Below are 26,635 nucleotides of genomic sequence, written 5' to 3' on the forward strand. Positions count from 1 at the left end.
ACAAGTGTCAGCGGCGCCGCGGCCCGGAAGTCTCTGTGGCGGATCTCGCCGATGTCAGACCTGGGCGCCGGAGAGGCGCTCCACGGCCCGCAGCAGGGCCGAGTGGTCCAGGCCGCCGTCGCCCTGCGTGCGCAGGGACGCGACCAGCTGGGCGACCACGGCACCGACCGGAAGGGCGGCGCCGACGTTGCGGGCGGCGTCCGTGACGATGCCCATGTCCTTGTGGTGCAGGTCGATACGGAAGCCGGGCTTGAAGTCCCGGTTCAGGAAGTTGTCCTTCTTCCGCGTCAGCACGGTCGAGCCGGCCAGGCCGCCGCCCAGGACGTCCAGCGCCGCCTTCAGGTCCACGCCCGACTTCTCCAGGAAGACCACGGCCTCGGCGCATGCCTGGATGTTCACGGCGACGATCAGCTGGTTGGCCGCCTTCACGGTCTGACCCGAGCCGTGCGGACCGCACAGCACGATCGTCTTGCCGAGGGCTTCGAGGATCGGCTTCGCGGCGTCGAAGTCGGCCTGCTCACCGCCGACCATGATCGACAGTACGGCCTCGATGGCACCGGCCTCACCGCCTGAGACGGGGGCGTCCAGAACGCGGATGCCCTTGTCCTTGGCGGCCTTCGCCAGGTCGACCGAGGTCTGCGGGGTGATCGAGGACATGTCGATCAGCAGCGCGCCGGACCTGGCGTTCTCCAGGATGCCGTCGGGGCCGTAGCAGATGGCCTCGACCTGCGGGGAGGCCGGCACCATCGTGATGACGACGTCGGCGTCCCGCACGGCCTCGGCGATCGAAGCGGCGGCGGTGCCGCCGGCGGCGGTCAGGCGGTCCAGCTTGTCCTGCTCCAGGGTGAAGCCGGTGACGTCGTAACCCGCCTTGATCAGGTTCTCGGACATCGGGGAGCCCATGATGCCGAGGCCTATCCAGGCGATCTTGGGAAGGGTGCTCATGATGGGGTGCCTCTCAAATACGGGGGTGTGTTCAGCGGGCGGCGCGCGCTTGGCGGGGCAGCCAGTCGAAGGCCTCGGCGCTGGGCTTGTCGCCCGGCTTGTACTCGAGGCCGACATAGCCCTCGTAGCCCGCCTTCTCCAGCTGGTCGAGCAACTCCTCCAGCGGGAGCGTGCCCGTTCCCGGCGCGCCACGGCCCGGGTTGTCGGCGATCTGCACGTGGCCGGTCTTCGAGGCGTACTGCTCGATCACTGACGGCAGGTCCTCGCCGTTCATGGACAGGTGGTACAGGTCCATCAGGAACTTGGCGTTGCCGAGCCCGGTCGCCTCGTTGACCTTGTCGACGATGCCGACGCCTGCCGGGGCGGTCACCAGCGGATACAGCGGCGACTCCGGCTTGTTGAGGGTCTCGATCAGCAGGATCGCGCCGATCCGGTCGGCCGCCCGGGCCGCGAGGGTCAGGTTCTCCAGCGCGAGCGCGTCCTGTTCGGCCGGGTCCACGCCCTCGACGCGGTTGCCGTACAGGGCGTTGAGCGCGCGGCAGCCCAGGGACCGGGCGAAGTCGGCGGCCACGTCGATGTTGGCGCGGAACCGGTCCGACTCCTCGCCCGGGATCGACAGGGCGCCGCGGTCGGGGCCGGGCAGCCGGCCGGCGTAGAAGTTCAGGCCGGTGAGCTGGACGCCCGCGTCCTCGATCGCCTTCTTCAGGGCGTCGAGCTCGGACTGCTCGGGGGTGGGGGAGTCGATCCAGGGCCACCACAGCTCGACCGCGGTGAAGCCGGCCGCGGCGGCGGCCGCGGGGCGCTCCAGGAGCGGGAGTTCCGTGAAGAGGATCGACAGGTTGACGTTGAAGCGCTGCTCTGTGAATCCCATGGGGGTCGGCGCTCCCTTCCGTTGTCGAGATTCCGTATGGCGGAAGTTAGTTTCTGCGTATTGGAAGATTGCCGTTGTGTGTCCGGGCTTGTCAAGAGGGCTCGGCGGAAGGTGGCACCGCGCGTTAGGTTGAGCGCGTGCGATTGAGAGTGGAGTTCACGACCGAGCCCTTCGACCTCGACGAGGCACCCGCGCACGCGCTGGCGGCCCGCGAGGTCATCGAGGCGGCGGAGCTCGACGCGGTGGACGTCGGCCCCTTCGGCAACACGGCCGAGGGTGGCGCCGACGCCGTGCTCACCGCCGTGGGTGCCCTGCTGCGCAAGTCGCTGGAGGCCGGCGCCACCCGGATCTCGCTCCAGCTCAATGTGGTCGGGGAGGACGGGGAGTGACCGGTACCGGGGACGAGCCCTTCATCGCGGCCGTGAAGCCGCTGGTCGACGCCATGGGCGGCGAGATTCTCCCGCCGGACGAGGCCGGCCCCGAGGATGTCGTGCTCTCCTGGGAGGGTGCCGACGTCGTCGCTGTGCGCCTGCCTCAGCTGGCCGACTCCCTGGACCACATCCTGGCCGCCATGGAGCGCAGGAAGGGCAAGCCGCTGGCCGACCTGGACCGCAAGGCCAAGCAGGAGGTCGTACGGATACTCGAGGCGCGCGGCGCCTTCTCCGTGCGGCATGGCGTGGAGACCGTGGCGAGCGCGCTCGGGGTGAGCCGCTTCACGGTCTACAACTACCTGAATCGTGAGAAGGGCGCCTGAGGCGTCCTACCCGGTTTCGTTACCGCGAATTTTCAACAAAGTGTTGACGTCTCGTCGTCGTAGGGCGTTAGCTATCGGCACGCCCGTTCAGTACGAAGGCCCTTCGCGGCCACGGAGGCTCCCGTGACGTCGAATTCCACGCCCTCGGGCCTGGCCCGGTTCAACGCCCTGGAGGAGCACGCGGCCCACGCCGCCCTCCTCGAGGCGTGTGCCTCCACGGCGTGGGCGAAGCGACTGCTCGCCGCCCGTCCCTACGCCACGGCCGACGACCTCTGCGCCGCCAATGACGCCGCCATGGTCGAGCTGACCGCCGAGGATCTCGCCGAGGCGATGGCCGGGCACCCGCCGATCGGCCGCCCCAAGCCGGGCGATCCGACCTCCGCCCGGGAGCAGCGCGGCATGGCCGGCGCCTCCGAGGAGCTCAAGGCGGAGCTGCTCGAACTCAACCTGGCCTACCAGGACAAGTTCGGCCACGTCTTCCTGATCTGCGCCACCGGCCGGACCGGCGAGCAGATGCGCGACGCGGTCAAGGAACGGATCGGCAACTCGCCGGAGCAGGAGCGGGAGATCGTCCGCACCGAGCTGGGCAAGATCAACCGTATCCGGCTCGCCCGACTCGTCGAAGAGGACTGACCAAGCCATGAGCACCAGCACCACCGCCTCGGTGTCCACGCACATCCTGGACACCAGCATCGGCCGCCCCGCCGAGGGCGTCGCCATCCAGCTCGCGGCCCGCAGTGGCCGCGTCGCGGACTGGCAGGCGCTCGGCGGCTCCGCGACCGACGCGGACGGGCGGTGCAAGGACCTCCCGGCGCTGCCGGAGGGGACCACACACGTACGGCTCGACTTCGCGGTGGAGCCGTATTTCGAGAAGAAGCAAGCCGATGCGCAGCAGGACGCCCCCGCGAATCGGGACAGCGGTGCCGTGTTCTTCCCCGAGGTGGCGATCACCTTCGCCGTCAAGCCCGGGGAGCATTACCACGTGCCGCTGCTGCTCAACCCGTTCGGCTACTCCGTTTACCGAGGGAGCTAGCAGACATGCCCACGATCCTGGGACAGAACCAGTACGGCAAGGCCGAGAACCGAGTCGTAAAGATCACGCGGGACGGCGCCACCCATCACATCAAGGACCTGAACGTATCCGTGGCGCTGAGCGGCGACATGGACGAGGTCCACTACTCCGGCTCGAACGCCAACGTCCTGCCGACCGACACCACCAAGAACACGGTGTACGCGTTCGCCAAGGAGTACGGCATCGAGTCCGCCGAGCAGTTCGGCATCCACCTCGCCCGCCACTTCGTCACCTCGCAGGAGCCGATCCACCAGGCCCGGATCCGTATCGAGGAGTACGCCTGGGAACGGATCGAGGCCTCCGACGCCAACTCGCAGTTCATCGGCGCCGACGAGGTCAAGCACTCCTTCGTCCGCAAGGGGCAGGAGACGCGGGTCACGCAGATCACCTACGACGGTGAGAAGTGGGAGGTCGTCTCCGGCCTCAAGGACCTGGTCGTGATGAACTCGACCAACTCCGAGTTCTGGGGCTACGTCAAGGACAAGTACACGACGCTCCAGGAGGCGTACGACCGCATCCTGGCCACCCAGGTCTCCGGCCGCTGGCGGTTCAACTGGACCGACGACGAGCAGCGGATGCCCAACTGGGAGAAGTCCTACGAGCAGACCAAGAAGCACATGCTCCAGGCCTTCGCCGAGACCTACTCGCTCTCGCTCCAGCAGACCCTGTACCAAATGGGCTCGCGCATCATCAACAACCGCAGCGAGATCGACGAGGTCCGCTTCTCCCTCCCGAACAAGCACCACTTCCTGGTGGACCTGGAGCCGTTCGGGCTGAAGAACGACAACGAGGTGTACTTCGCCGCCGACCGTCCCTACGGCCTGATCGAGGCCACCATCCTGCGGGACGGCTGCGAGGCGAAGATCCCCATGGACCTCACCAACCTGTAAGCCAGCAACTCCATTTCGGCACCCGCGGCCGGAGGAGGAGGCCTTCGAAGGCTCTCCGGCCGCGGTACTCAAATCCCCCAGGGTCCTGCCGTGCCCTCCCGAACTCAGCACAACTCCCGTGAAAAAGGGGCGAATCATGGCAGCAGCCCAGCGCATCGTCATCGAGAACTGTTCGATCGCGACGGTGGACGCGAACGACACCGAGTACGCCACGGGCCACGTCGTCATCGCGGACAACCGCATCGAGTCGCTCGGCGCGGGCAAGGCGCCCGAGGGCCTGGGGAACGTCGTACGCCGCATCGACGCCACCGGGCACCTGGTCACCCCCGGCCTGGTCAACACCCATCACCACTTCTACCAGTGGATCACCCGGGGCCTGGCCACGGACCACAACCTCTTCAACTGGCTCGTCGCCCTCTACCCCACGTGGGCGCGCATCGACGAGCAGATGGTGCGCTCCGCCGCGCAGGGCTCGCTGGCGATGATGGCCCGCGGTGGCGTCACCGCCGCCATGGACCACCACTACGTCTACCCGCAGGGCTCCGGCGACCTCTCCGGCGCCATCATCGGCGCCGCCCGCGACATGGGTGTCCGTTTCACCCTCGCCCGCGGCTCCATGGACCGCAGCGAGAAGGACGGCGGGCTCCCGCCGGACTTCGCCGTCGAGACCCTCGAAGGCGCGCTGGCCGGCACCGAGGAGACCGTCAAGCAGCACCACGACGCCTCCTTCGACGCGATGACCCAGGTCGCCGTCGCCCCATGCTCTCCCTTCTCCGTCTCCACCGAACTCATGCGGGACGGCGCCGCGCTGGCCCGTCGCCTCGGCGTACGGCTGCACACCCACGGTTCGGAGACCGTCGAGGAGGAGCAGTTCTGCAAGGAACTGTTCGGCATGGGCCCCACCGACTACTTCGAGTCCACCGGCTGGCTCGGCGAGGACGTGTGGATGGCGCACTGCGTCCACATGAACGACTCCGACATCGCCGCCTTCGCCCGGACGAAGACGGGCGTCGCCCACTGCCCGTCCTCCAACGCCCGCCTCGCGGCCGGCATCGCCCGCGTCCCCGACATGCTCGCGGCCGGCGTCCCGGTCGGCCTCGGCGTCGACGGCACGGCGTCCAACGAGTCCGGCGAGCTGCACACCGAACTGCGCAACGCGCTGCTCATCAACCGCCTCGGCGCCCACCGCGAGGCCGCACTGAACGCCCGGCAGGCGCTGCGCCTCGGGACGTACGGCGGTGCCCAGGTCCTCGGCCGCGCCGCCGAGATCGGCTCGCTGGAGCCGGGCAAGCTGGCCGACCTCGTGCTGTGGAAGCTGGACACCCTCGCCCACGCCTCCATCGCCGACCCGGTGACCGCGCTGGTCTTCGGCGCGGCGGCCCCGGTCACGGCGTCGTTCGTGAACGGCCGGCAGATCGTGGAGGACGGGCGGCTGCTCACGGCCGACGAGGACGCCATCGCCCGCTCGACGCGGGAAGAGGCACAGCGCCTGGCGAGGATCGCCGCGCAGGCCTGACGCAGGCCTGACCAGTTGAAGATCTCCGGTCGAGAGGGACGGCTCCCGACCGGTGGCCGTGGACCCGAGCGGGGTCCATGGCGGCCGTCTCCGGGGCGCGCGTCGACGCGTGCGCCCCGGAACGGTCTCCGTTTCCCCCAGAACGGGCCCGTCCCCGGTCCCGCACGACCGCGCACCACCTCCTTGAACCCGCGTCAGAGCCGACGCGTTTAACCGACCGGAGGAGAGCCGCAGTGTCCGCTCAGTCCGTTCACCCAGTTGACGAGAAACTCCCCGCCCTGAAAATGGCGACCACCGGTCTGCAACACGTGGCCGCCATGTACGCGGGAGTCGTCGCCCCACCCTTGATCGTCGGCGCGGCCATAGGCCTGACCGCCACCGACCTGACCTTCCTCACCGGCGCCTGTCTGTTCACCGCGGGCCTCGCCACCTTCCTGCAGACCCTCGGCATCTGGAAGATCGGCGCCCGGCTGCCGTTCGTCAACGGCGTCACCTTCGCCGGCGTCGCCCCCATGACCGCGATCGTCGCCTCCACCGAGGACAAGTCCGACGCCCTGCCGGTCATCTTCGGCGCGGTCATCGTCGCCGGCCTTCTCGGCTTCCTGGCGGCCCCCTTCTTCAGCAAGGCCGTCCGCTTCTTCCCACCGGTGGTGACGGGGACGGTCATCACCCTGATCGGCATCTCCCTCCTCCCGGTCGCCTTCGGCTGGGCACAGGGCCCCAACCCCGCGGCGCACGACTACGGTTCGGTGACGAACCTGGGCCTGGCGGGCGGGACCCTGCTGATCGTCCTGCTCCTGCGCCGCTTCACCACGGGCTTCGTCAAGCAGATCGCCGTACTGCTCGGCCTGGTCGTCGGCACACTGATCGCGATCCCGTTCGGCGTCACGGACTTCGGGCCGGTGGCGGACGCGGACGTCATCGGCTTCCCGACGCCGTTCCACTTCGGCGCCCCGCAGTTCCAGCTCGCCGCGATCATCTCGCTGTGCGTGGTCATGGTGGTCTCGATGACCGAATCGACGGCCGACATGCTGGCGCTCGGCGAGATCGTCGAGCGCCCGGCCGACGAGAAGACCATCGCGGCCGGACTGCGCGCCGACACCCTCGGCTCCGCGATCAGCCCCCTCTTCAACGGCTTCATGTGCAGCGCCTTCGCGCAGAACATCGGCCTGGTGGCGATGACGAAGATCCGCAGCCGGTACGTCGTCGCCGTCGGCGGCGGCTTCCTCGTCATGATGGGCCTGTGCCCGACGGCGGCCTCGCTCATCGCGGTCGTACCGCGCCCGGTGCTCGGCGGCGCGGGCGTGGTCCTCTTCGGCTCGGTGGCCGCGAGCGGCATCCAGACCCTCGTCCGGGCGGGCCTGGACAAGGACAACAACGTGCTGATCGTCGCCGTCTCGCTGGCCGTCGGCATCGTCCCCATCAGCGCGCCGGACTTCTACCACGCCTTCCCGGAGACGGTGAGGATCGTGCTCGACTCGGGCATCTCGACGGGCTGTGTGGCGGCGGTGGCACTGAACCTCGTCTTCAACCACCTCGGCCGGGGCCGCGACGCCCAGGACGTCACCCACCCCATGGAGGCGGGTGAGGAGATCACCGGGGCGACCCGGGCCCCGGCCACCCCATGAGGTTGGCGAACAGCTCCGCCTGCTCGATGGCGTAGTCCCGCGCGATGGGGGTCCCCCCGGGCTCGAGCGAAGTCGAGAGCTTGGGGGAGCGTGTGATGGTGCTTCGACAGCAGCTCGCGCGGCATTGTGCCCTTGGCCACGGCCCGTAGCGGCAGCCCGGCCTTGGTGGCGTACAGCGTCTTCATGTCCAGGCAGCCCGAGTGGCCGAAGGGGCTCGCGCCGGTGAAGCGGATCAAGTACCAGTACAGGAACGTCCAGTCCTACGACGCCGGGTAGCCGCACATCACCGGCTGCGCGTCGCCGCCGACCTCGCGCACCCGGCGCGTGAACTGCGCGAGGGCCAGGGCGGGGTCGAGGCCCTCCTTCCCAGGCGCTCGCGGTCGAGCCCGCTGACGGCCGGCGCCTCGGGCACGAACTCCTCGCTGATCGGGCGGAGTTCCCGGTAGAAAGGTGCTGCTCGGGGTCGGCCGCCGTGAATCCGTCGGCGTCCTGGATCCCGGCGACCGCCGCGCCGAGGCTCCGCATCGAGTGCGGACCCGGGACCGGGCCGTCGGCCTCGATGTCGACGGAGATCGGGACTTCCCGCATCCGAATTCCGCTTAGGCTTCTGCCTCGGTCAACTCATGGTTGACCCGGGGTTCAGGGGATGAGGGGGAAGCGGGCCGATGAACAACGCGACCGAGGTGTTCCAGCCACTGAAGACGGACGATCCGCCCGTCGTGGCCGGCTACCGCCTCGCCGCCCGGCTCGGTGCGGGTGGCATGGGCCGGGTCTATCTGTCGCACACGCAGGGCGGCCGGCCCGTGGCGATCAAGGTGGTGCGGCCGGAGCTGGCCGACGACCCGGACTTCAGGCGCCGGTTCCGCCGCGAGGTGGAGGCGGCCCGGCGGGTCCGGGGTGCGTACACCGCCGAGCTGATCGACGCCGACGCGGACGGCGTACCGCCCTGGCTGGCCACGCTGTACGTGCCCGGCCCGTCCCTGGCGGAGGCGGTGGCCCGGCGTGGTCCGCTGCCGGTGCCCGCGGTGCTGTGGCTGGCGGCGGGGGTGGCCGAGGCACTGCAGGCCATCCACGGTGCGGGCATCGTGCACCGGGACCTGAAGCCGTCGAATGTGCTGCTGGCCGCCGACGGGCCGCGCGTGATCGACTTCGGCATCTCGCTGGCCGCGGACGCCACGTCGCACACGGCGACCGGCTTCGCCGTCGGCACACCGCAGTTCATGGCCCCCGAGCAGGCGACCGCGGATGAGGTCACGGAGGCCACCGACGTCTTCGCGCTCGGCCAGACGGCGGCGTTCGCGGCACTGGGCCGGCCGCTGTACGGGGACGGTCCCGCGGCCACCGTGCTCTACCGGATCGTGCACCAGGAACCCGATCTGTCCCCGCTGCCCGAGCAGCTCCGCCGGCTGATCGCCCGGTGCCTGGTCACCGATCCGGAGCAGCGGGCCACACTGGCGGAGGTCGTGGAGTGGTGCCGGCAGGCATTGGGCACGGATGCCGACGCGGGCGCCGGCCCGGCCGTATGGCGGGAGGTCATGGGGCCGGAGGTGACGGTTCCGTCCCCGGTGCCCTCGTCGCTGCCGTCGCCGGTTCCCGACCCCACCCGGGTGCTCCACTCGGTGCCGCTGGTCGTCACGGGGCCGCAGCAGCAGTCGACGGTGCCGGACGCACGGCGGACGCGCGGAAGGCGTACCGCGCTGTTCACGACCGCGGCCGTGGCGGCGGGGGCGCTGGTGCTGTCGGGTTTCGCGTGGATGGTCTCGGACGCGGGGGACAGGTTCCGTGACTGGGTCGCGGGTGCACCGTCGACGTCCGGCCCGCAGGAGTCCGAAGGGTCGTCGACGCCGGACTCGTCGGCGGCGTCGCCCTCGGCATCCGGGCACGGGGCGGGGGCAGGTGACGGGACGCCGGCCGCGGCACAGCCTTCCCCGACCGTGTCCACGTCACCGCAAGCCACCCCGTACCCCCTCGTCTGGCTGGACGGGAAGAGCTCGGTGAGCTTCAAGGACCCGGAAGACATGCGCAAGGACCGCAAGGGCGACATCCGCCTCGTGTGCGGGCAGACTTGCGCGCTGGAGAGCGACACCAGCGAGTTCGCCCTGCTGTACACGAAGCCCGGGGCCACCCTCGACTCGTGTCGTATCGCCCTCTCCGACCCCGAAGGCCGGCGCCTTCCGCTGGCCGCGACGGCGAACGGCAGCGAGATCTGTATCAAGCACTCCTCCGGGGACATCGCGCTGTTCGTGATCCAGACGCAATCGACCGCGCTGCCCAAGATCGCCTTCGTGACCGCGAACATGACGATCTGGCGGGAGGCGGCCTAGAAGTCGTCGTACGTCAACGGCGGGCGGCGGCCTGGCACGGCTGGGCGTCGGGAAGGCGGCCGCTGAAGTACGAGCGGGGTGGCACGCCCATCAGGGTGCGGAAGTCGGACGTCATGTGGGACTGGTCGTAGTAGCCGGAGGCGACGGCGAGCTGTGCCCAGGGGACGTCGTCGGCCCGGGCCAGTACCGCGTGCACCCGGTCGATACGGGCGTAGTGCTTGGGGGAGAGACCGACGCCCTCGGCGAAGAGGTTGCGCAACTGCCGCTCGCTGACGGCGAGTTCGCGCGCCACGTCCCGCACCTGCCCGGGCAGGTGGCCGATCCGCATCGACAGCGCGTCGGCACCGGCCCGCAACAGCTCGGTGCGGGAGCGGTCCGCGACGGCGGACAGCCGGTCCGGGAGCGCCTCCGCCAGATGCGGGACCACCTGCTCCGGCGCCATGTCCCGCAGCTCGCGGGCCAGTCGGCGGGCGGGTGCGGCGGGCAGCTCGTCCAGCGGCAGCGCGTGGCCCACGAGATCGACCGCCGGGACGCCGAGCAGGGGACGGGTCGTACCGGGCGCCAGTCGCAGTTCGAGGCAGGCGGCGAACCGCTTGCCCCGGTGGTACGAGGCGCGGGTGCGAGGGCCGACGACCAGGGTGCTGCGGCGACCGTCCGCCCCGACCCGGAAGACCACCTTCGTGGTGGCGTCCGGGAGTTGGACGTACGGCTGTGCCGGTTCGTCGTCCACCGACACGGACCCGATGTCCGCGACCCACGGGCGCAGCGCCTCGGGGGTCGGCAGGACCTGTCGGTACACGGCGTTCGTCACCCGCCCACCGTACGTCCGGCACACGGTCGTCCGGGCCCGTGAACCGTGCCGGATTTTCCAAGATTCTGACGCAGTCCGCCGCCCACTGTGGTGGACATGATCCTCGTAACGGGTGCCACCGGCACCATCGGCAGTGAAGTGGTACGACAGCTGGCGGCGCGCGGCGAGAAGGTGCGCGCCCTGACCCGGGATCCGGCGGCGGCCCGGGTGCCCTCGGGTGTGGAGACCGCGCCCGGCCACCACCGTGACCGGGCCTCGGTCGAGGAGGCGATGGCGGGCGCGGACGCCGCCTTCCTGGTCGGCGTGTTCGGCCCGGACGACGCCGAGCACGACCGGGGCCTGGTCGAGGCGGCGCGGGCGGCCGGTGTCCGGCGGATCGTGAAGCTCTCCTCGATCGGGACCGGGGACCCCCGGCTGGGCGGATTCGGCACCTGGCACCTGCCCGGCGAGGAGGCCGTCCGGGCGAGCGGCCTGGAGTGGACCGTCCTGCGCCCCTCCTCCTTCGCGTCCAACACGCTGGCCTGGGCCCAGGCCGTCCGGGACGGCACCCCGGCGCCCAACCTGATGAGCGACGGCGAGCAGGGCGTCGTCGACCCGCGAGACGTGTCCGAGGCCGCCGTGACGGCGCTGCTCGATCCACGCCACACGGGGCGCACCTACACCCTGACCGGCCCCGAGACCATCAGCGCCGGCGACCAGGCCGTGGTCCTCAAAGAGATCCTGGGCCGCCCGGTGGAACTTCTCCAGCTGACTGGGTCCCAGCGCCGCGAACAGCTGCTCGGCGCGGGCCTCGGCGCCGCCTACGCGGACAGCCTGATGGCGGGCGCCCGCTTCATCGAAGCGGGCGGCAACGCCGTCGTCACCGAGGACCTGCCCCAGCTGTTGGGGCGACCGGCGCGGACATACCGGGAGTGGGCGCGGGACAACCAGGAGCTGTTCGCCTGAGGCCCAAAGTGCTGTTCGCCTGAGGCCTGACGAGCCCGACGGGGCGGCGGGGTGGGGCGGCGGGGCGCCCGGCCCCGCCGCCCCACCGCGTCCGGATGCCCCCAGGATCACGCGCGCCGTTCCCGCAGCACCGCCGCCGCCAGCACCAGCGCCCCCGCCGCGATCACCGTCGCCACCCGGAACGCCAGCTGATAGCCCTCCGCCGTGGCCGCGACCAGCTCCGTGCCCCGGTCCAGCAGGCCGTCGGTGTGGCTCGCCGCGAGCACCGACAACACCGCCAGCCCCAGCGAACCCCCCACCACCTGCGTGGTGTTGAAGAGCCCGGACGCCAGTCCCGCGTCCTCCTCGCGGGCCCCCGACATGGCGAGCCCGGTCAGTGCGGGCATCGCGGCGGCGAAGCCGGTGGCAAGCAGGAGCAGGGACGGAAGTACGTCCCCGACGTACGAGCCGTCGACCGGAGCACGGCTCAGCAGCGCCATGCCCGCGACGATGAGCACCAGCCCGGCCAGCAGCACCCGGTACGCACCGAACCGGCCGACGGTACGGGCCGACAGGCCCAGCATCAGTACCCCGATCGCGATCGGCGCCGGCAGGAACGCCGTTCCGGTGAGCAACTCGCCGTAGCCCAGGACGCGTTGGAGGTAGAGCGCGCCGATGAACTGGAAGCCGTACATCGTCGCGATCATCAGGATCTGCACGGCGTTCGCACCGCTCAGCAGCCGGGAACCGAACAGCCGCAGCCGCAGCAGCGGGCGCGCGGCCCGCGCCTGGCGGAGCGTGAACGTCACGAGCAGGGCGAGGGAGAGGGCGGCCAGCAGCAGGGTGGCGGTGAGGTCGCGGTCGCCGGCGCCGACGATGACGTACACCGTGAGCATCAGCGCGCCGGTGACCAGAGTCGCGCCCGGGTAGTCGGCGCCCTTGCCGAGCCCGGCGCCGCGGTCCGGCTCCAGCACCCGGACGGCCGCGAGCAGGGCCACGACCCCGATCGGCAGGTTGATCAGGAAGATCCAGTGCCAGTTCAGGGCCTCGGTCAGCGCCCCGCCGAGAAACGTGCCGAGCGCTCCGCCCGCCGCGCCGACCGCGCTGAACACCGCGATGGCGCGGGCCTGTTCCCGCGGCTCGGGGAAGAGCCCGACCAGCATGCCGAGCACCACGGCGGAGGTCATCGCCCCGCCCACGCCCTGCAGGGCACGCGCCGCGACGAGCATGTCCTGGCCGGTCGCCACCCCGCACAGCACGGAGGCCGCGGTGAACACGGCGAGCCCCGCCGTGAACATCCGCTTGCGGCCGATCAGGTCGCCGAGCCGGCCGACGAGGAGGAGCAGTCCGCCGAAGGGGATCAGATAGGCGTTGACGACCCAGGCGAGGCCCGGCCCCGAGAAGCCGAGGTCGCTCTGGATGGCCGGCATGGCGACCGTGACGATGTTGCCGTCCAGGATCGTCATCAGCGTTCCCGCGCACAGGACGACGAGGGACGCCCAGCGGGAGTACGTGCGCTGCGTTCGGTGCGGTGTCCGCGTCGGGGACTCGACGATGGCCGTCATGGCGGCGGTGCCTCCGGGTTCTCCAATGGTGCACGACTTGTAACGGGGAACATCGTGGGTGACCATGGAGGTAGGCGTAAGGAGGCAGTTCAATGTCCCAGAGGAACACCGGTGTTACCGTCCAGACAGTGAACGCGCACGCGTGCCCCGTCCGGGAGGTTCTTGACAGGGTCTCCGGCAAATGGAGCGTCCAGATCCTCGTCGCGGCCGCCCAGGGACCCATCCGCTTCACGGAGCTGGAGCGCAGCATCGAGGGCATCAGCCGCCGGATGCTGACCCTGACGCTGCGCAACCTGGAGCGCGACGGCCTCGTCACCCGCACGGTCCATGCCACGGTGCCGCCGAAGGTGGAGTACGAATTGACGCCGGTGGCCCGGGAGTTGCACGAGACCCTGCAGCGGCTGAGCGACTGGGCCGAGCGGAACAGGGTCTACGTCGCCGAATCGCGCGCGGCCTACGACGAGGAGCACGAGCCGGAGTTGGTCTGACTAGAGACCGAACAGGCTCGGGTCCGTGGCCAGTTCCTTGAAGTAGTCCTGCGGATCGGCCACCATCCTGCGCTCCTTGAGGTCCAGCAGGCCACCGACCGCCGTGAGTTCGGCCGCCACCGTGCCGTCCGCCTTGCGGATGGTCTGCTGGATACGGAACGTCTTGCCGCCCGACCACTCGAAGGCACACGTCACGTCGACCTCGTCACCGGCGACGAGTTCCCGCTTGTAGCGGATGGTCGTCTCCAGGGCGACGGGGCCCACCCCCTTGCTCACGAGGCCCGTCTGGCTGATGCCCGCGGCTTGCAGCAACGACCAGCGAGCGTGCTCCGCGTAGTTGATGTAGACGCTCTGGTTGACGTGCCCTTGCACATCCGTCTCGTAGCCGCGGACGGTGACCCGGACGGAAAACGGCTCGCTCACTGCTGCCCCTTCTCATGCTCGATGCCCTGTGCACCGATCTTGGCATGCCTGTCATGCCCGGCGCGGGGATGCGAGCAGATAGCGCGCTCCGGTACGAGGCTCGGCGTGCTCGCCGACCTGCCACCCCGCCTTTTCCAGGGTGGCCGCGCAGGCCCGCAGCCGCGCGCCGTCCGGCTCGTGCACCGCGACGGCCTCCGGCTGCGCGGTCGCTCGCACCCGGTAGCCCTCCTCGGAGTCCCGCTCGGCCGGACGATGCCCGGCCGCCTCCAGGGCGAGCGCGGCGGCCTGCACCAGATGCGTACGCTCCCAGCCGCACGGCCGGTCCACGGCCCCGTCCCGATTGGTCATCCGGCGCAGCTCCAGCAGCCCCTGCCAGGCGCTGTGCACCTCACGCACCCGGGGCGGCCCCGCCTTCGGCGCGTCCTCCTCACCGCCGATGCGCGCGGCGAAGACACCGGTGGCCGCGGGAGCCTCCTGAGGTTCCTGCGGCGCCGTCGTCGCCTCAGCCTCCCGTATGCGATGCCCCGCCGGGGTCAGAAAGTGATCGTGCGGCGGCCGCGGGTGCCGGAAGGCGAGCCCTCGCTTCACCAGCGCCGCGAGCTGCGCCTGCGTAGCCCTGAGCCGCCCGGTCACGGGATCGGCGGCGTCGATGACACGCCGTTGCGCGGCGGTCGGCGGTCGGGTCACGGCGTGTTCCTTCCTGCGTGGGGCCTCACCCGCTTCGCAGGCTACGCCGGGGGTCTGACATTCCACCCGGCGATCACCGGCCGCCCGTGCTCGGTGCCGAGCCGGCACAGCGCGCCCGTGGCCAGCTGGAAGAGGGCCCCGTGCTCGGGGGCCGGCCCGAGGCGACGGGCGGTGAGCACCCGCAGGAAGTGCCCGTGGGCGATCAGCAGGACGACGCCCTCCGTGTCGGCGAGGGCGGCGTCCGCCCGGCCGAGCACCCGGTCGGCACGCTCCCCGACCTGCTCCGGGCTCTCCCCCGGGTGTGCCGGCGGTCCGGGCGCGACTCCGTCCGTGAACAGGAACCATCCGGGCCGCTCCCGCTGGATCTGCACCGTGGTGACGCCCTCGTACCCGCCGTAGTCCCTCCCCCAGAGGGGGCACCCCCACCCGCAGGTCGGCGTCGACGCGGGCGTCCCGCACCCCGATCAGTTCCGCCGTCTCCCGCGCCCGCTGCGCCGGGCTGACGAACGCGGCCCCGATCCGATGGGACCGGATCAACGGCACCAGCCGCCGCGCCTCTTCCCGCCCGTGCTCGGTGAGCGGTACGTCCGTCGAGCCCGTGTGCCGGCCGGACCGCGACCACTCGGTCTCCCCGTGCCGGACGAGAAAGAGATCACCCATGCGTCACAGGCTATGAGCCCAGCGCTCCAACTCCGCGAAATCACGCTCACGCAGTCCCCTGCGCGCGTCGACCGTCAGCAGCAGCGCGGCCGCGTCGTGGTGGGCCGCGACATGCCGTACGTCGAGATCGGTGACCATGTCGTCGACCCAGACGAAGGGCCGTCCCGCCGCCCACGCCAGCACGTGCCGGGTCTTCCAGTACAGGCCTTCGGGATCCGGTACGAAGAGCTCGGGCCACTCGATGACCGGCAGATCACCGGGCAGCCCGACCACCGGCGCGATCATCTCGTTGGCCTGGTGCTGCCAGGTGGTCGCCCACGCCAACTCGTACGGCAGCGCCAGCAGCCGCGCCCCGTGCCCCGGATGCAACCGGACTCGCAGCCCGCGGCGCAGCCGCCGGGACCCCGGTGTCTGCCGGGCCGACCAGTTGGCCGGATGCAGCCGCCGGGTCACGTAGCCGCGATGTCGCAGGAACGGGGCGCGGAAGGGGTTGAGGGGGCCGTCCACGTCGAGGAGCAGAAGGGGGCGGGTGCTCATGGACGGGTCATACCCACCCCGGCGCGGTCACATCGGCCGGCGACCGCTCAGTCCCGTCCGCAGCAGCTCAGGCCTGCCGGACCCCGCTCAGGACTGTCGATACCCGCTCAGGAATCGCCCGATCCGCCCGATGGCCGCCTCCAGGTCGTCCGCGTACGGCAGGGTCAGGATCCGGAAGTGATCGGGGGTCGGCCAGTTGAAGCCCGTGCCCTGCACGACCTGGATCTTCTCCCGCAGCAGCAGGTCCAGGACGAACTTCTCGTCGTCGTGGATCTTGTACACCTTGGGGTCCAGGCGCGGGAAGGCGTACAGCGAGCCCTTCGGCTTCACGCACGACACCCCGGGGATCTCGTTGAGCTTCTCCCAGGCCACGTTGCGCTGTTCGTACAGCCGCCCGCCCGGCACGGTCAGGTCGCGGATGGACTGGCGGCCCCCGAGCGCGGCCTGGATGGCGTACTGGGCGGGCGCGTTGGCGCACAGCCGCATGGAGGCCAGCATCGTCAGGCCCTCAAGGTAGTCCTTCGCGTGCTGCTTCGGGCCGGTCACGACGAGCCAGCCGGAGCGGAAGCCCGCCACCCGGTACGTCTTCGACAGACCGCAGAAGGTGAGGACCACCAGGTCGGGGGCGAGGGTGGCGACCGTGTGGTGGACCGCGTCGTCGTACAGGATCTGGTCGTAGATCTCGTCGGCGAACACCATCAGGCCGTGCCGGCGGGCGAGGTCGAGGATGCCCTCCAGGATCTCCTTGGGGTAGACCGCGCCGGTCGGGTTGTTCGGGTTGATGATGACCACGGCGCGCGTGCGGTCCGTGATCTTCGCCGCCATGTCGTCCAGGTCCGGGTACCAGTCGGCCTGCTCGTCGCAGAGGTAGTGGACCGCCTTGCCGCCGGCGAGGGTCGTCACCGCCGTCCAGAGCGGGAAGTCCGGGGCGGGGATGAGGATTTCGTCGCCGTCCTCGAGCAGCGCCTGTACGGCCATGGAGACCAGCTCGGACACGCCGTTGCCGAGGAAGACGTCGTCGACGCCGACCTCCAGGCCCAGCGTCTGGTAGCGCTGGGCCACGGCCCGGCGGGCGGAGAGGATGCCGCGCGAGTCGGTGTAGCCGTGCGCCTGGGGGAGCATCCGGATCATGTCCTGGATGATCTCCTCGGGCGCCTCGAAGCCGAAGAGCGCGGGGTTGCCGGTGTTCAGGCGCAGCACGCTGTGGCCCGCCTCCTCCAGCGCGTTCGCGTGCTCGATCACCGGGCCGCGGATCTCGTAACAGACCTCGCTCAGCTTGCTCGACTGCCGGAACTCCATGCGCGCTCGCCCCTCCGGTTTCGTGTGTTACTTGGTTTTACCAAGTTCGAGCTTGGAAAGTCCAACAACATGTCTAGACTGCGTCGCATGTCACCTCGCCGAAGCTACGACCAGTACTGTTCCGCCGCCCGGGCGCTCGACCTCGTCGGTGACCGCTGGACCCTGCTGATCGTCCGGGAGCTGCTGGCCGGTCCGCGGCGCTACACCGATCTGCACGCCGACCTGCCGGGCGTCAGCACGGACGTACTCGCGTCGAGGCTGAAGGACATGGAGCGGGACGGCATCAGCACACGCCGCCGACTGCCGCCCCCCGGTGCGGCATACGTGTACGAACTCACCGCACGTGGGCGGGAGTTGCTGCCTGTCCTCCAGGCGCTGGGGACGTGGGGGCAGGCCGAGCTCGGCGAGCGGCGGCCCACCGACGCGGTGCGGGCGCACTGGTTCGCGCTGCCGCTGATGCGGGCGCTGGAGGGGGAGGGGCTGGTCGAAGTCCGGCTGGAGGAAGGGGACTTCCATCTGTTCGTCGGCGCGCAGGACGGGCCGGTCTACGGGGACGGGCCCGCTCTCGGGGAGCCCGATGCGCGACTGGTCCTGGACTCGGGGACGTGCGAGGCGGTCGCGCGGGGCGAGTTGAGCGTGACGGACGCCGTACGGGACGGCCGTATCACGGTGACCGGGAACGGGACGGTGGCCAAGGCCCTGCTCGACGTCTGAACGGCGCGGGGCCCGCCGTACGATCACGTACGGCGGGCCCTTTCAGTCGCTTTGGCGAGGCGTCAGGCGTCAGGCGCCCGGCGGCATCCGTGACGGCCGTCCCGCCCCGCGCGTCAGCGCATAGCCGCCGACACCCGCGAGCGCGGCCAGCGCGCCGCCGATCGCCGTCCACACCCAGCGGTCGGACCACCAGCCGGACGCCCAGCCGTCCTCGGGCTCGATGCTGGACAGCACGGCCGAGGCGGACGAACTCTCCTCGTCCTCCTGCGACTTCACGGCGATGCCCGGCACCAGCGGCTCCGCCAGCGAGCCGTCGACCGCGGCCGCTCCGCCGATGTCCTTGGAGTCGACCCGCACCTCGGCACCGATCGGCAGACCGAGGTCGGAGGTGGGTACGTCCACGACCGTCAGCCGGATGTAGTACGTGCCCGGCAGCGGGTCGTTGGCCCAGGGCTCCGACCAGGCGTGGACGGTGCGCAGGACGCAGGCGAGCTCGACCGACGTCGCGTCGGCCGCTGCGGTGCGTGTCTGGGCCCCGGACTGGCAGGCCTGGCGGCGCCGCAGACCGTCGTACACGTCGATCTGCCAGGTCTCGGCGGCGTGTGTGTCCGGCAGCTTCACGGTCGCCTTGGCGGTGGGGCGCTGTCCGGCGTCCGCGGGGAACGACCAGTACAGGTAGTCACCCGTGGAGGCGCTCGCGGTGGCCGTCTGCCCCTGCTCGATCTCGGTCGCCGTACGGAAGGAGGTACCCGCCTGGGTCGGCGCGTCGCCGTCCTGAGACGCGCTCGGCGACGGGGAGGAGTCGGCGACCGCCGGGGTGACCGCCAGCCCGAGCATCAGCGTCGCGGCGCTCAACACACGTGTGATCCGCATCAGTTGGTCCTCCAGACCGCTACCCGCCAGCGCGACAGCCAGCCCCAGACGAGACCGGCGAGGAAGCCGGTGAGGATCAGTGCGCCGAGCAGCCACCAGCCGCGCCCGAGGCCGAAGGAGGCCACGTCGCTCGAGCGGTCCGGCCCGTGCACGACGTCGATGGTCATTTCGAGCGGCAGACCGGGGGTGGTCTTCACACCACTGGCCGGTGAGAAGGAGTGCGTGACCTGGAGGCAGACGGTCTCGGGTGCGACCTCGCCCTCCACGTCCTCCTGCTCGGCCTTCGGGTAGCGCAGCCCGGTCGAGATCACATCGGTACGGCCGTTGCCGGCCGCCTCGCCGCGGACGATCTCCCGGCCGCGCTCGGTCACCGCCCGCAGCAGCAGCCCGTACGCCGGGTTCAGCTCACGGTCGGCGGCGGCGCTCACCGACGCGCGCAGTTCCCAGCCGTGCGGGACCTTCACGCGGTACCAGCGCTGCTGCCCGAACTCCTCGCGGTCGGTGTACAGACCGGAGTTCAGCGTGGGCGCCTTCGCGCACTGGTCCGCGCCCGTCGTCGCGACCGGCGTCACCACCGGGTCGGCCGCCCGGTCCACCAACTGGTTGACCTTGTCGGCGAGTTCGTCGGTGTGCTCGACCGAGGTGAACGTCCCGCCGGTGGCCTCGGCGATGCAGCTCAGCTGCTGCCGCAGCTTGGTGTTCGGGACCAGGCCGAGCGTGTCGATGGTCAGGCCGATGCCCTTGGCGGCGATCTCCCGGGCCACCTCGCACGGGTCGAGCGGGGCGCAGGTGTCCTCGCCGTCGCTGATCAGCACGATGCGCTTGGAGCCCTCGCCGCCGTCCAGGTCCTCGGCCGCCTTCAGCAGCGCGGGGCCGATCGGCGTCCAGCCGGTGGGCGTCAGGGTCGCCACCGCCGTCTTGGCCTCGGTGCGGTCCAGCGGGCCGACCGGGAAGAGCTGCGCGGTGTCCTTGCAGCCCGTCTTGCGGTCGTCGCCCGGGTAGTTGGCGCCGAGGGTGCGGATGCCGAGCCGGACCTCCTCGGGCGTCGCGTCCAGCACCTCGTTGAAGGCCTGTTTGGCCGCGGCCATCCGCGACTGGCCGTCGATGTCCTTCGCCCGCATCGAGCCGCTGACGTCGATCACGAGATCGACCTTCGGAGCGGTGGCGGTGGTCTCGTCGGCGTTCGCCCCGGCCGGGAAGGCTATCCCGGCCGTGAGCGCGGCGAGCAGGGCACAGACCCCGGCCGCCAGCCGTTGTGTTCTGATCATCGGCGGATCCTATTGATCAGAGGTGTCACGCTTCAAAACGAGGTCGGAACTCCTCCCGGAACGCCTGCCGGAACACCCTCCGAAACACCTGCCGGAACAACGGTCAGAACACCTCGGTGACCAGCGGATTGGGCAGCTCCGCCCACTGATCCCCGGGAGTCCCCGGCGACAGCCGCATCAACGTCAACGCCTTCGTGGGCAGCGGCTCCTCGCGCAGTGCGGCGAGATCCCCGGTGCCCGGCAGATCCGGTACGGCCCTCTCCAGCGCCGTGCGCAACGCCGCGCCCGAACCCGCCGTACCCGCCAGCGCCCCGGCCACCAGCGAGCCGAACAGCTTGCGGCGCAGGGTCGTCACATCGTCCGTGACGATCCGGCCGGTCAGCTCCGGCATGGCGATGCCGTGCCGGGCCAGCCGGGCCGGGCTGATGCGGATGTCGGCGAGGTCGCGGTAGACCAGGCGTACCGGGGAGCCGCTCGCGGACAGCACCACCAGCAGATTCTGACCGTGCGCCTCCAGCGCGACCCCCAACTCCAGCAGCCGCAGCCCCACGGTGAGGGCGAGACGCGTGAACTCGGCCAGCCACGCCCCCGACCCGGGCAACTCGGTGGTGGCGAGCGCGGCCACCGGCACGACCCGCTCTCCGCGCCCCGCGTACTCCTGCGGCGACTCGCGAAACACCGCGGCGAGGTCGGGGGAGTCGGCCGTGGCGGCCCCCAGCGTGCGGGTGATGTGCAGCAGCCCGTCCGTCCGCGCCGCCAGCGCCTGCGCGAAGTCCGACAACGTGGCCGACAGGGCGATCGAGTACACCGAGATGTCCCGCACCGAGGACGTCAGCCGGGCACTCAGCGCGGTCTTGATGTGCGGGCCCTCGGGGAGGGCGAGCGTCCGCAGGGACATCAGCGGATGCGCGGTGACACCGTCGCCGTAGGGATCGTAGGGGCGCTTGAGCACATGCTCGGCCTGCCACGGATGCACCGGGATCAGCAGCCGCTCCCCGTCCCGCATCCCCTGCGGCCACTCGCCCGTCACCAGGCACTCGTCCGCCCGCACCGGAACCAGGCCCAGCGTGACCACCGGCCGGTGCTCGGGCCCGTACGCCAGCTGCTCGGCGACCGAGAAGCCGGGCCGGGAACGGCAGTTGGGGTGGAACGGATGCCCGTCGACCACCCGCTGCTCCCACTCCCACTCCCGGTCGCGCAGCGGCCACTCCTTCGAGTGAGCGTCCCGCCCGGCACCTAGCCCGGCTCCCTGCCCGGCCCGTGACAGCGCCAACGAGGCGACGCTGTGGCCGAGTTCGGCGGCGAAGGACGTGCCGTGCGGTACGGAGAGGTCGGTCAGCAGCCGGGCCGGATCGTCGTACGACGTCTCGTCCAGCCGCACGGCGGTGACGTACGCGGCGGTGGCGTACGGGTCCGCGTGCGGGCCGTGCAGCCGACGGCCGTCGCAGAGGCGCAGGGTGAGGCCCTCCCGGCCCGGCTCACGGTGGGCGACCCAGGGCAGGGGCTCGTGCGTGAGGGCACGCCACAGCCGGGTCAGCACGGCCGCCCGGGCTCCGGGTAGCTCGGCCGCGTACCTGGACGCGAGGTCGGGGCGTACATCGGCCAGTTCGGCGGCGACCTCGGCCTCGGCGCTGGGGGGACGGTGCACGGGCGGGCTCCTCGGGTACGAGTAGGGCGTCGGGGCAGGCACCGACGACAGACATACTGATCGTCTTCCCGCCGGGACGGACCGTAGAGACCGTCTTGACCGGACCGTAGAGACCGTCCTGAACGGACGTAAGACCCGTCCTGGACGGACCGTAGAGAACGAGTGGATCGCGTGCACCTCAACCCTCCACCCGCCGCCGACGTCGCGGCACGCGCCGACGCCCACGCGGTCGCGCCCCTGCTCAACTGCCTGCTGCGCGAGGTGGCCGAACCGCACGGTGGGTCCGGCGAGCGGCAGGTGTACCGGCTGCCCGGCACCGGCCGCCTGCTGCGGGTCCTCGGCGAGCGGCGGCCGGCCGAGCCCGAGGTGGACGCGGCCGGCGCGTGGCAGCGCATCGGGCACACCGAGCTCGTCAAACTCGTCGCCGACGAACTGCGTCGCCACACCGGTCTGTCCAACCACGAACTGCCCGCCGAGATGATCGACAGCCGGGACGCGGTGGCCGCGTTGCTCACGGCACGCGCGCGAGTGACGCCGCCGGACGACGCGTACCTGCGTTCCGAGCAGTCCCTCCTCACCGGCCACCCCTACCACCCCGCCCCCAAGGCGCGCGGCGGCGGGCCGGTCGCGGCCTGGCTGCCGTACGCCCCCGAGGCGCACGCCCGTTTCCCGCTGACGCTGCTCGGCCTGCGCGAGGACGTGGTCGTGCAGGAGGGCGACACCTGCGCCCTGGACGCCCTCGGCGAGGCCCCGCCCGGCTACCGGCTGCTGCCCGCGCACCCCTGGCAGCTCGACCTGGTCGGCCGGGAGCTCACGGAGGCGTTCGCGGACGGCAGGCTGCTGCGGCTGGGCACGACCGGCTTCGACGCCTGGCCGACGGCCGCGATCCGCACGCTGTACGCCCCCGAGCGCGACCTCTTCCTCAAGTTCAGCCTGGACGTGCGCATCACCAACGACATCCGCCGGCTGTGGCGCCACGACCTGCTGAAGCTCCGCCGCACCGACACGGCCGCGGCCACCGCCCTCGCCGCGTCCGAGGGCCCGGCCGGCTGGCTCGGCGACCGTGGCTACCGCACCGCCGACTTCGCCTTCGAGGAACTCGCCGTCCTGGTCCGCGACGGACTGCGCGGCAGCCTGCTGCCGGGCGCGACGCCGCTGCTCGCCGCCGGTCTCGTCGAGGGCTTCGAGGGGAGCCCGCTCGACGCCGCCGAGAACCCGGCGGCCTGGTGGGAGGCGTACCTGGCCCAGGTCGTCCCGCCCGCCCTCGCGGCCTTCGCCGACCACGGCGTCGTACTCGAGGCGCACCTGCAGAACACGCTGGTCGCCGTGGACGCCGACGGCCTCCCCGTGCAGGCCCTGTTCCGGGACGCCGAGGGCGTGAAGCTGCTGCCCGAGGTGGAGCGGGCGGCGGGCTGGGAGCGGCTGGTGTACTGCCTGGTCGTCAACCACCTCGTCGAGATCGCCGGTGCCCTCGTCGCACGCCACCCGACGCTGGACCCCTGGCCCGCCGTACGCCGCGAGCTGGCCCGCCACGACCTGCCCGAGATCCGGGCCCTGCTGTCCGCCCCCACCCTCCCCGGCAAGACGAACCTGCTGCTGCGCTGGACGGGCGCGGACGGCGCGGACGCCCGCTATCTGCCCCTGCCGAACCCGCTGGCCGGGACGTAATTGCCGATCAGTTCGGTGGGGTGCTGTCGTACCCTGGCCGGTGTGCTGCGCGACGTGACTGCTGTTCGATACGTGACCCCGTTGCGGTCCGGCGGCTCCGTGCCCGGAGTCTTCGAGGCCGACGACCTGGGCACGTACGTCGTGAAGTTGTCCACGTAGGGGCGCGGACCTGCGGTGATTCGCCTGCACCCCATGGCTGACCTGGCCGGATGAGTCTTTCAGTTGGGCGGTGCGCTTTGTCGGCCCGCTCTGCCGGGGGAGGGTGTCCCGGCCAAGTGAACCCCGTGACCTGCCGAGATTGGCGGTCGCGGCCTCTGGCTCCTTCCAGGTTTTGATCGATGTCGGCAGGGCCGCCCAATGCACTCCGCTTGGGCCGCGATCAGGCGCCCCGCCGCCGCCCGGTGCCGTCCGGGCGGGGCCTCGTCGGTATGCGGCTTTGAGGCCGCGTAGGGCAGCTTGCGCTGGTAATGGACGGCTGTGAGCGAGGCGGCGAGGCTCAGGACGATCAGCGCGGCCGCCTCCTCTGAGGGGGTTCGGGAGCGTCCAGCTGAAACGGTGACTGCCGTGGGCCGAGCTTGCGGTCCTGGCGTAGGCGACACACCCGGGCCTCGACCGTCGTCGGGGTGCGATGCGGTGTCGTGCGGGGGCGGCTGGAGCGGTCGATGAGCCCGGTATCGCCCTCGGATCGCCAGCGGCGGATCCACTTGTGGGCCGTGGCCCGGGAGATGCCCATCGGCCGCGACATGCGCAACGGGGCGGCCTGGGCGGCCTGCGCAGACACGTTCGACCAGCAGCCGTATGCCATGAACGGTCAGCCGGGCCGTACGGTGGGACACGAAGACCTCCGTGCGGTGCAGTCCTAGACAGCTCCACCACACCGGAGGTCTTCGCCATGATCAAGCCCGGTCAGCGTTAACAACGCTCGTGATCAATACACCTAGTCGCCGACGCTGTTGTTGCAGCCCATGGTCGAACCGAGGTGGGTGTCCTGCCCACCGGCGTTGCCCTCGCCGTTGAGCGCGTTGCCCAGCAGGCCGGTGAGGATGCCGACCTGGCCAAGGATGTCGAGGTTCAGGTCGTGCGACTTGCAGGAGGAGCTCTGCAGGGCGCTGAACTTGCCGCCGTCCTTGCCGCCGTCCTTGCCGCCGTGACCGCCCTGGTCGGCAGTGGCGGTGCCGGCGCCCAGGAGCCCGACGCTACCGAGAGTGACGACCACGACGGCCGCCTTGCGAAGCTTGTGCATGTTTCATCTCCGGGGGAGTGAGGTGGGTGCGATCCGCGAGAGATCGACTTCGTGCAGTTATAGGGCATTAATATGAAAAAGCCACGAAATGCCCCATCGGCGCGCCGCGGTTGGTGATCTCGCAGCGGAAGCGCTCAGGCAACCGCAGCGGGGCGCCGGCCAGCACTCTCCTGGTGTGCTCAGACGGATGGTCGGACTTGATGCGCTTGCGCAACTACGCCTCCGGTGGCGCACGCTGAGTCGCCGACAGACCGCCCCGACCCGCGAGACATGATCAGCGCCTGACCGGCAGCGGGCCCGTACGGCGGAGGTGTGGTTGCTTAGGGGGCCTAACAAAGGCGTTGGACGTGTCGGTGGGTGATGAGGCAGGTAGCGAGGTCGAGGAAGGCCTCGTGGACGTCGTCGCGTCGCTCCCAGCGGATCCGCAGTCGGCGGAAGCCGTGCAGCCAGGCGATGGTGCGCACTACCACCCACCGGAAGACGCCCAGGCCAGAACCGTGTTGCACGTCTCGTTCGGCGATGACCGGGCGGATGCCGCGCTGCCACAGCAGGCGCCGGTATTCGTCGTGGCCGTAACCGCGATCGGCGAGCAGAGCATCGGGTCTGTGTCTGGGCCGGCCGACTATGCCCGCCACGGCCGGAACCTTGTCCGGCAGAGGCAGCAACTGCGTGACGTCGCCCACGGTTTCCGCCGGTCAGCGACACCGCGAGCGGGATGCCCTGCCCGTCTGTGAGGACGTGGTGCCTGCTGCCCGGTCGTGCGCGGTCGACGGGGCTGGGTCCGCTTTTGGGCCGCGCCGGGCCGCCCTGACGTGGGAGGAGTCGATCACCGCCCGCGACCAGTCCAGCTTCTTCGCGGCCCGCAGCTTCTTCAGCAGGACCAGATGCAGTTCGTCCCACACGCCGGCCTCGTTCCACGCGGCCAGGCGCCGCCAGCAGGTCATGCCCGAGCCGAAGCCCAGCTCCTGGGGCAGGTACTCCCACTGGATGCCGGTGTGCAGCACGAACAGGATCCCGCGCAACGCCTGCCGGTCCGGTACCCGCGGCCTGCCCTCAACCAGCTTCGGTCCCGGCTTGGGCAACAACAGCTCGATCAGCGACCACAGTTCGTCCGAGACGATCCACGGTCGCGACTCCCTCTTCCCCACGCCAAGACCAACGGGCGCTCAAGCAGACAGTCACATGGTCAACGGCTTCTGTCAGGGCCTCTTGGAAGCCGTATCTCTATCGATCATGAGGACGGTTCTGGGCGGAGTGCGGCCGGTGTGAGCGCGACGCGAAGCCCGCGGGGTGAGGGGCGCGCACTCGGAGGGGGGGCAATTCCTGCTGCTGACGGGGTTGCAGCGAGCGGATCGAGACGCAGGTTATGCGCGCTACACCCCTTCGTCAACAAGTCAGAAAAAGTCTGTGCACGGCAGTTCCGACGGCGCACACCCCGTGGTTACGATCAGGCGCCCCAGCCCCATCGAGCACAGGACGACGTCGTTGAAGCGGACGTACCAGGACACTCGCCGGACCAACCGTTTCGCGGTGATGCGGCATCTCATCGCCTCGGCGCCCGTCGTCAGGCGCGACATCGCGGCGGCCTCGGGTCTGTCGGTGGTCACTGCCTCCGACATCGTCAGCGAGCTGCACGAGCTGGGGCTTCTGGCCGAGATCGGACAGCAGGCTTCGGGGGCGACGAGGTAAATACATCCCATGTCTAAGCCTGTCGTCCTGAGGTGACGGTCAAGCAGCCTGCAATTTCAGTTCTTGCTTGTCTCGCCTATGGACAGGAACGCCCTTGATACCTGCTAATCCATCCCATGTTTCTTGGTGAGTAGTGAC

General features: G+C 70.8%; 25 protein-coding genes and 3 pseudogenes. 13 read left to right on the top strand and 15 right to left on the bottom strand.

Features of this window, described 5'->3' with window-relative positions:
• Positions 1 to 54: 54 nt before the first annotated feature.
• Entirely contained in the window at positions 55 to 945 is an 891-nt protein-coding gene (locus tag AB5J49_RS38780; protein ID WP_369173546.1) for a 2-hydroxy-3-oxopropionate reductase, read from the bottom strand.
• Positions 946 to 976: 31 nt separating this feature from the next.
• The gene (locus AB5J49_RS38785; protein ID WP_369173547.1) at positions 977 to 1,816 is read right to left on the bottom strand and encodes a TIM barrel protein; all 840 of its coding nucleotides are present in this window, start codon (positions 1,814 to 1,816) and stop codon (positions 977 to 979) included.
• 137 nt (positions 1,817 to 1,953) lie between these two features.
• On the opposite strand from AB5J49_RS38785, the gene AB5J49_RS38790 reads away from it, so the two are divergent.
• The 8 genes from AB5J49_RS38790 to AB5J49_RS38825 all read left to right on the top strand — a co-directional run bounded on the left by AB5J49_RS38790 (position 1,954) and on the right by AB5J49_RS38825 (position 10,000).
• Entirely contained in the window at positions 1,954 to 2,205 is a 252-nt protein-coding gene (locus AB5J49_RS38790) for a hypothetical protein (protein WP_369173548.1), read from the top strand.
• Positions 2,202 to 2,570: a helix-turn-helix domain-containing protein gene (locus AB5J49_RS38795; RefSeq protein ID WP_128429378.1), complete on the top strand. Its 369-nt coding sequence runs from the start codon at positions 2,202 to 2,204 to the stop codon at positions 2,568 to 2,570. The genes AB5J49_RS38790 and AB5J49_RS38795 overlap by 4 nt, the downstream gene beginning before the upstream one ends.
• 123 nt (positions 2,571 to 2,693) lie before the next feature.
• The gene (gene uraD, locus AB5J49_RS38800; RefSeq protein ID WP_369173549.1) at positions 2,694 to 3,203 is read left to right on the top strand and encodes a 2-oxo-4-hydroxy-4-carboxy-5-ureidoimidazoline decarboxylase; all 510 of its coding nucleotides are present in this window, start codon (positions 2,694 to 2,696) and stop codon (positions 3,201 to 3,203) included.
• Positions 3,204 to 3,210: 7 nt separating this feature from the next.
• The gene (gene uraH / locus AB5J49_RS38805) at positions 3,211 to 3,603 is read left to right on the top strand and encodes a hydroxyisourate hydrolase (RefSeq protein WP_369173550.1); all 393 of its coding nucleotides are present in this window, start codon (positions 3,211 to 3,213) and stop codon (positions 3,601 to 3,603) included.
• Between the two features lie 5 nt (positions 3,604 to 3,608).
• Positions 3,609 to 4,532 carry a factor-independent urate hydroxylase gene (gene pucL, locus AB5J49_RS38810; protein ID WP_369173551.1) on the top strand — a complete coding sequence of 308 codons (924 nt, stop codon included), beginning with the start codon at positions 3,609 to 3,611 and terminating at the stop codon, positions 4,530 to 4,532.
• A gap of 136 nt (positions 4,533 to 4,668) precedes the next feature.
• A complete protein-coding gene (locus AB5J49_RS38815; RefSeq protein ID WP_369173552.1) occupies positions 4,669 to 6,048 on the top strand; it encodes an 8-oxoguanine deaminase in 1,380 nt (459 codons plus the stop codon).
• Positions 6,049 to 6,281: 233 nt separating this feature from the next.
• Positions 6,282 to 7,676 (top strand): nucleobase:cation symporter-2 family protein, encoded by a 1,395-nt coding sequence (locus tag AB5J49_RS38820; protein ID WP_369173554.1) that lies wholly within the window; start codon positions 6,282 to 6,284, stop codon positions 7,674 to 7,676.
• A 665-nt stretch (positions 7,677 to 8,341) separates the two neighbouring features.
• The gene (locus AB5J49_RS38825; RefSeq protein ID WP_369173555.1) at positions 8,342 to 10,000 is read left to right on the top strand and encodes a serine/threonine-protein kinase; all 1,659 of its coding nucleotides are present in this window, start codon (positions 8,342 to 8,344) and stop codon (positions 9,998 to 10,000) included.
• Between the two features lie 13 nt (positions 10,001 to 10,013).
• Here AB5J49_RS38825 and AB5J49_RS38830 read toward each other — a convergent pair whose 3' ends face one another.
• A complete protein-coding gene (locus AB5J49_RS38830) occupies positions 10,014 to 10,811 on the bottom strand; it encodes a helix-turn-helix domain-containing protein (RefSeq protein WP_369173556.1) in 798 nt (265 codons plus the stop codon).
• Between the two features lie 96 nt (positions 10,812 to 10,907).
• Here AB5J49_RS38830 and AB5J49_RS38835 point away from each other — a divergent pair, with 96 nt between their 5' ends.
• On the top strand, positions 10,908 to 11,756 hold the full coding sequence (locus AB5J49_RS38835; protein ID WP_369173558.1) for an NAD(P)H-binding protein: 849 nt from the start codon (positions 10,908 to 10,910) through the stop codon (positions 11,754 to 11,756).
• 107 nt (positions 11,757 to 11,863) lie between these two features.
• On the opposite strand, the gene AB5J49_RS38840 is transcribed toward AB5J49_RS38835, so the two are convergent.
• Entirely contained in the window at positions 11,864 to 13,300 is a 1,437-nt protein-coding gene (locus AB5J49_RS38840; protein ID WP_369173560.1) for an MFS transporter, read from the bottom strand.
• Positions 13,301 to 13,392: 92 nt separating this feature from the next.
• On the opposite strand from AB5J49_RS38840, the gene AB5J49_RS38845 reads away from it, so the two are divergent.
• Complete coding sequence (locus tag AB5J49_RS38845) at positions 13,393 to 13,788, top strand: winged helix-turn-helix transcriptional regulator (RefSeq protein ID WP_369173561.1); 396 nt, start codon at positions 13,393 to 13,395, stop codon at positions 13,786 to 13,788.
• On the opposite strand, the gene AB5J49_RS38850 is transcribed toward AB5J49_RS38845, so the two are convergent.
• The 5 genes and pseudogenes from AB5J49_RS38850 to AB5J49_RS38870 all read right to left on the bottom strand — a co-directional run bounded on the left by AB5J49_RS38850 (position 13,789) and on the right by AB5J49_RS38870 (position 17,394).
• Positions 13,789 to 14,211 (bottom strand): thioesterase family protein, encoded by a 423-nt coding sequence (locus tag AB5J49_RS38850; protein ID WP_274245311.1) that lies wholly within the window; start codon positions 14,209 to 14,211, stop codon positions 13,789 to 13,791.
• Between the two features lie 51 nt (positions 14,212 to 14,262).
• A complete protein-coding gene (locus tag AB5J49_RS38855) occupies positions 14,263 to 14,898 on the bottom strand; it encodes a hypothetical protein (protein WP_369173563.1) in 636 nt (211 codons plus the stop codon).
• Positions 14,899 to 14,939: 41 nt separating this feature from the next.
• Positions 14,940 to 15,558, bottom strand: a pseudogene (locus tag AB5J49_RS38860) (histidine phosphatase family protein).
• Between the two features lie 3 nt (positions 15,559 to 15,561).
• Positions 15,562 to 16,095 (bottom strand): HAD domain-containing protein, encoded by a 534-nt coding sequence (locus AB5J49_RS38865; protein ID WP_369173565.1) that lies wholly within the window; start codon positions 16,093 to 16,095, stop codon positions 15,562 to 15,564.
• 87 nt (positions 16,096 to 16,182) lie between these two features.
• Complete coding sequence (locus tag AB5J49_RS38870; protein WP_369173566.1) at positions 16,183 to 17,394, bottom strand: pyridoxal phosphate-dependent aminotransferase; 1,212 nt, start codon at positions 17,392 to 17,394, stop codon at positions 16,183 to 16,185.
• 87 nt (positions 17,395 to 17,481) lie between these two features.
• On the opposite strand from AB5J49_RS38870, the gene AB5J49_RS38875 reads away from it, so the two are divergent.
• Complete coding sequence (locus AB5J49_RS38875) at positions 17,482 to 18,108, top strand: winged helix-turn-helix transcriptional regulator (RefSeq protein ID WP_369173567.1); 627 nt, start codon at positions 17,482 to 17,484, stop codon at positions 18,106 to 18,108.
• A gap of 69 nt (positions 18,109 to 18,177) precedes the next feature.
• Here the strand turns inward: AB5J49_RS38875 and AB5J49_RS38880 are convergent, their stop codons facing one another.
• From AB5J49_RS38880 to AB5J49_RS38890, 3 genes are all read right to left on the bottom strand, one after another.
• Positions 18,178 to 18,981, bottom strand: coding sequence for a hypothetical protein (locus tag AB5J49_RS38880; protein WP_369173569.1), 804 nt, complete (start codon positions 18,979 to 18,981; stop codon positions 18,178 to 18,180).
• Entirely contained in the window at positions 18,981 to 20,249 is a 1,269-nt protein-coding gene (locus tag AB5J49_RS38885; protein ID WP_369173570.1) for a VWA domain-containing protein, read from the bottom strand. The genes AB5J49_RS38880 and AB5J49_RS38885 overlap by 1 nt, the downstream gene beginning before the upstream one ends.
• A gap of 103 nt (positions 20,250 to 20,352) precedes the next feature.
• Positions 20,353 to 21,897, bottom strand: coding sequence for an IucA/IucC family protein (locus AB5J49_RS38890; RefSeq protein ID WP_369173571.1), 1,545 nt, complete (start codon positions 21,895 to 21,897; stop codon positions 20,353 to 20,355).
• Positions 21,898 to 22,059: 162 nt separating this feature from the next.
• On the opposite strand from AB5J49_RS38890, the gene AB5J49_RS38895 reads away from it, so the two are divergent.
• Entirely contained in the window at positions 22,060 to 23,565 is a 1,506-nt protein-coding gene (locus tag AB5J49_RS38895) for an IucA/IucC family siderophore biosynthesis protein (protein WP_369173573.1), read from the top strand.
• 559 nt (positions 23,566 to 24,124) lie between these two features.
• Here AB5J49_RS38895 and AB5J49_RS38900 read toward each other — a convergent pair.
• The 3 genes and pseudogenes from AB5J49_RS38900 to AB5J49_RS38910 form a co-directional block, all read right to left on the bottom strand.
• A pseudogene (locus AB5J49_RS38900) lies at positions 24,125 to 24,401 on the bottom strand (leucine zipper domain-containing protein); the annotation flags it as partial.
• 101 nt (positions 24,402 to 24,502) lie between these two features.
• The gene (locus tag AB5J49_RS38905; RefSeq protein ID WP_369173575.1) at positions 24,503 to 24,808 is read right to left on the bottom strand and encodes a hypothetical protein; all 306 of its coding nucleotides are present in this window, start codon (positions 24,806 to 24,808) and stop codon (positions 24,503 to 24,505) included.
• A gap of 329 nt (positions 24,809 to 25,137) precedes the next feature.
• A pseudogene (locus AB5J49_RS38910) lies at positions 25,138 to 25,956 on the bottom strand (IS5 family transposase).
• A 337-nt stretch (positions 25,957 to 26,293) separates the two neighbouring features.
• Here AB5J49_RS38910 and AB5J49_RS38915 point away from each other — a divergent pair.
• Positions 26,294 to 26,497 (top strand): hypothetical protein, encoded by a 204-nt coding sequence (locus AB5J49_RS38915; RefSeq protein ID WP_369173577.1) that lies wholly within the window; start codon positions 26,294 to 26,296, stop codon positions 26,495 to 26,497.
• Positions 26,498 to 26,635 lie beyond the last annotated feature (138 nt).

The organism is Streptomyces sp. R28 (genome assembly GCF_041052385.1).
Classification (GTDB): domain Bacteria; phylum Actinomycetota; class Actinomycetes; order Streptomycetales; family Streptomycetaceae; genus Streptomyces.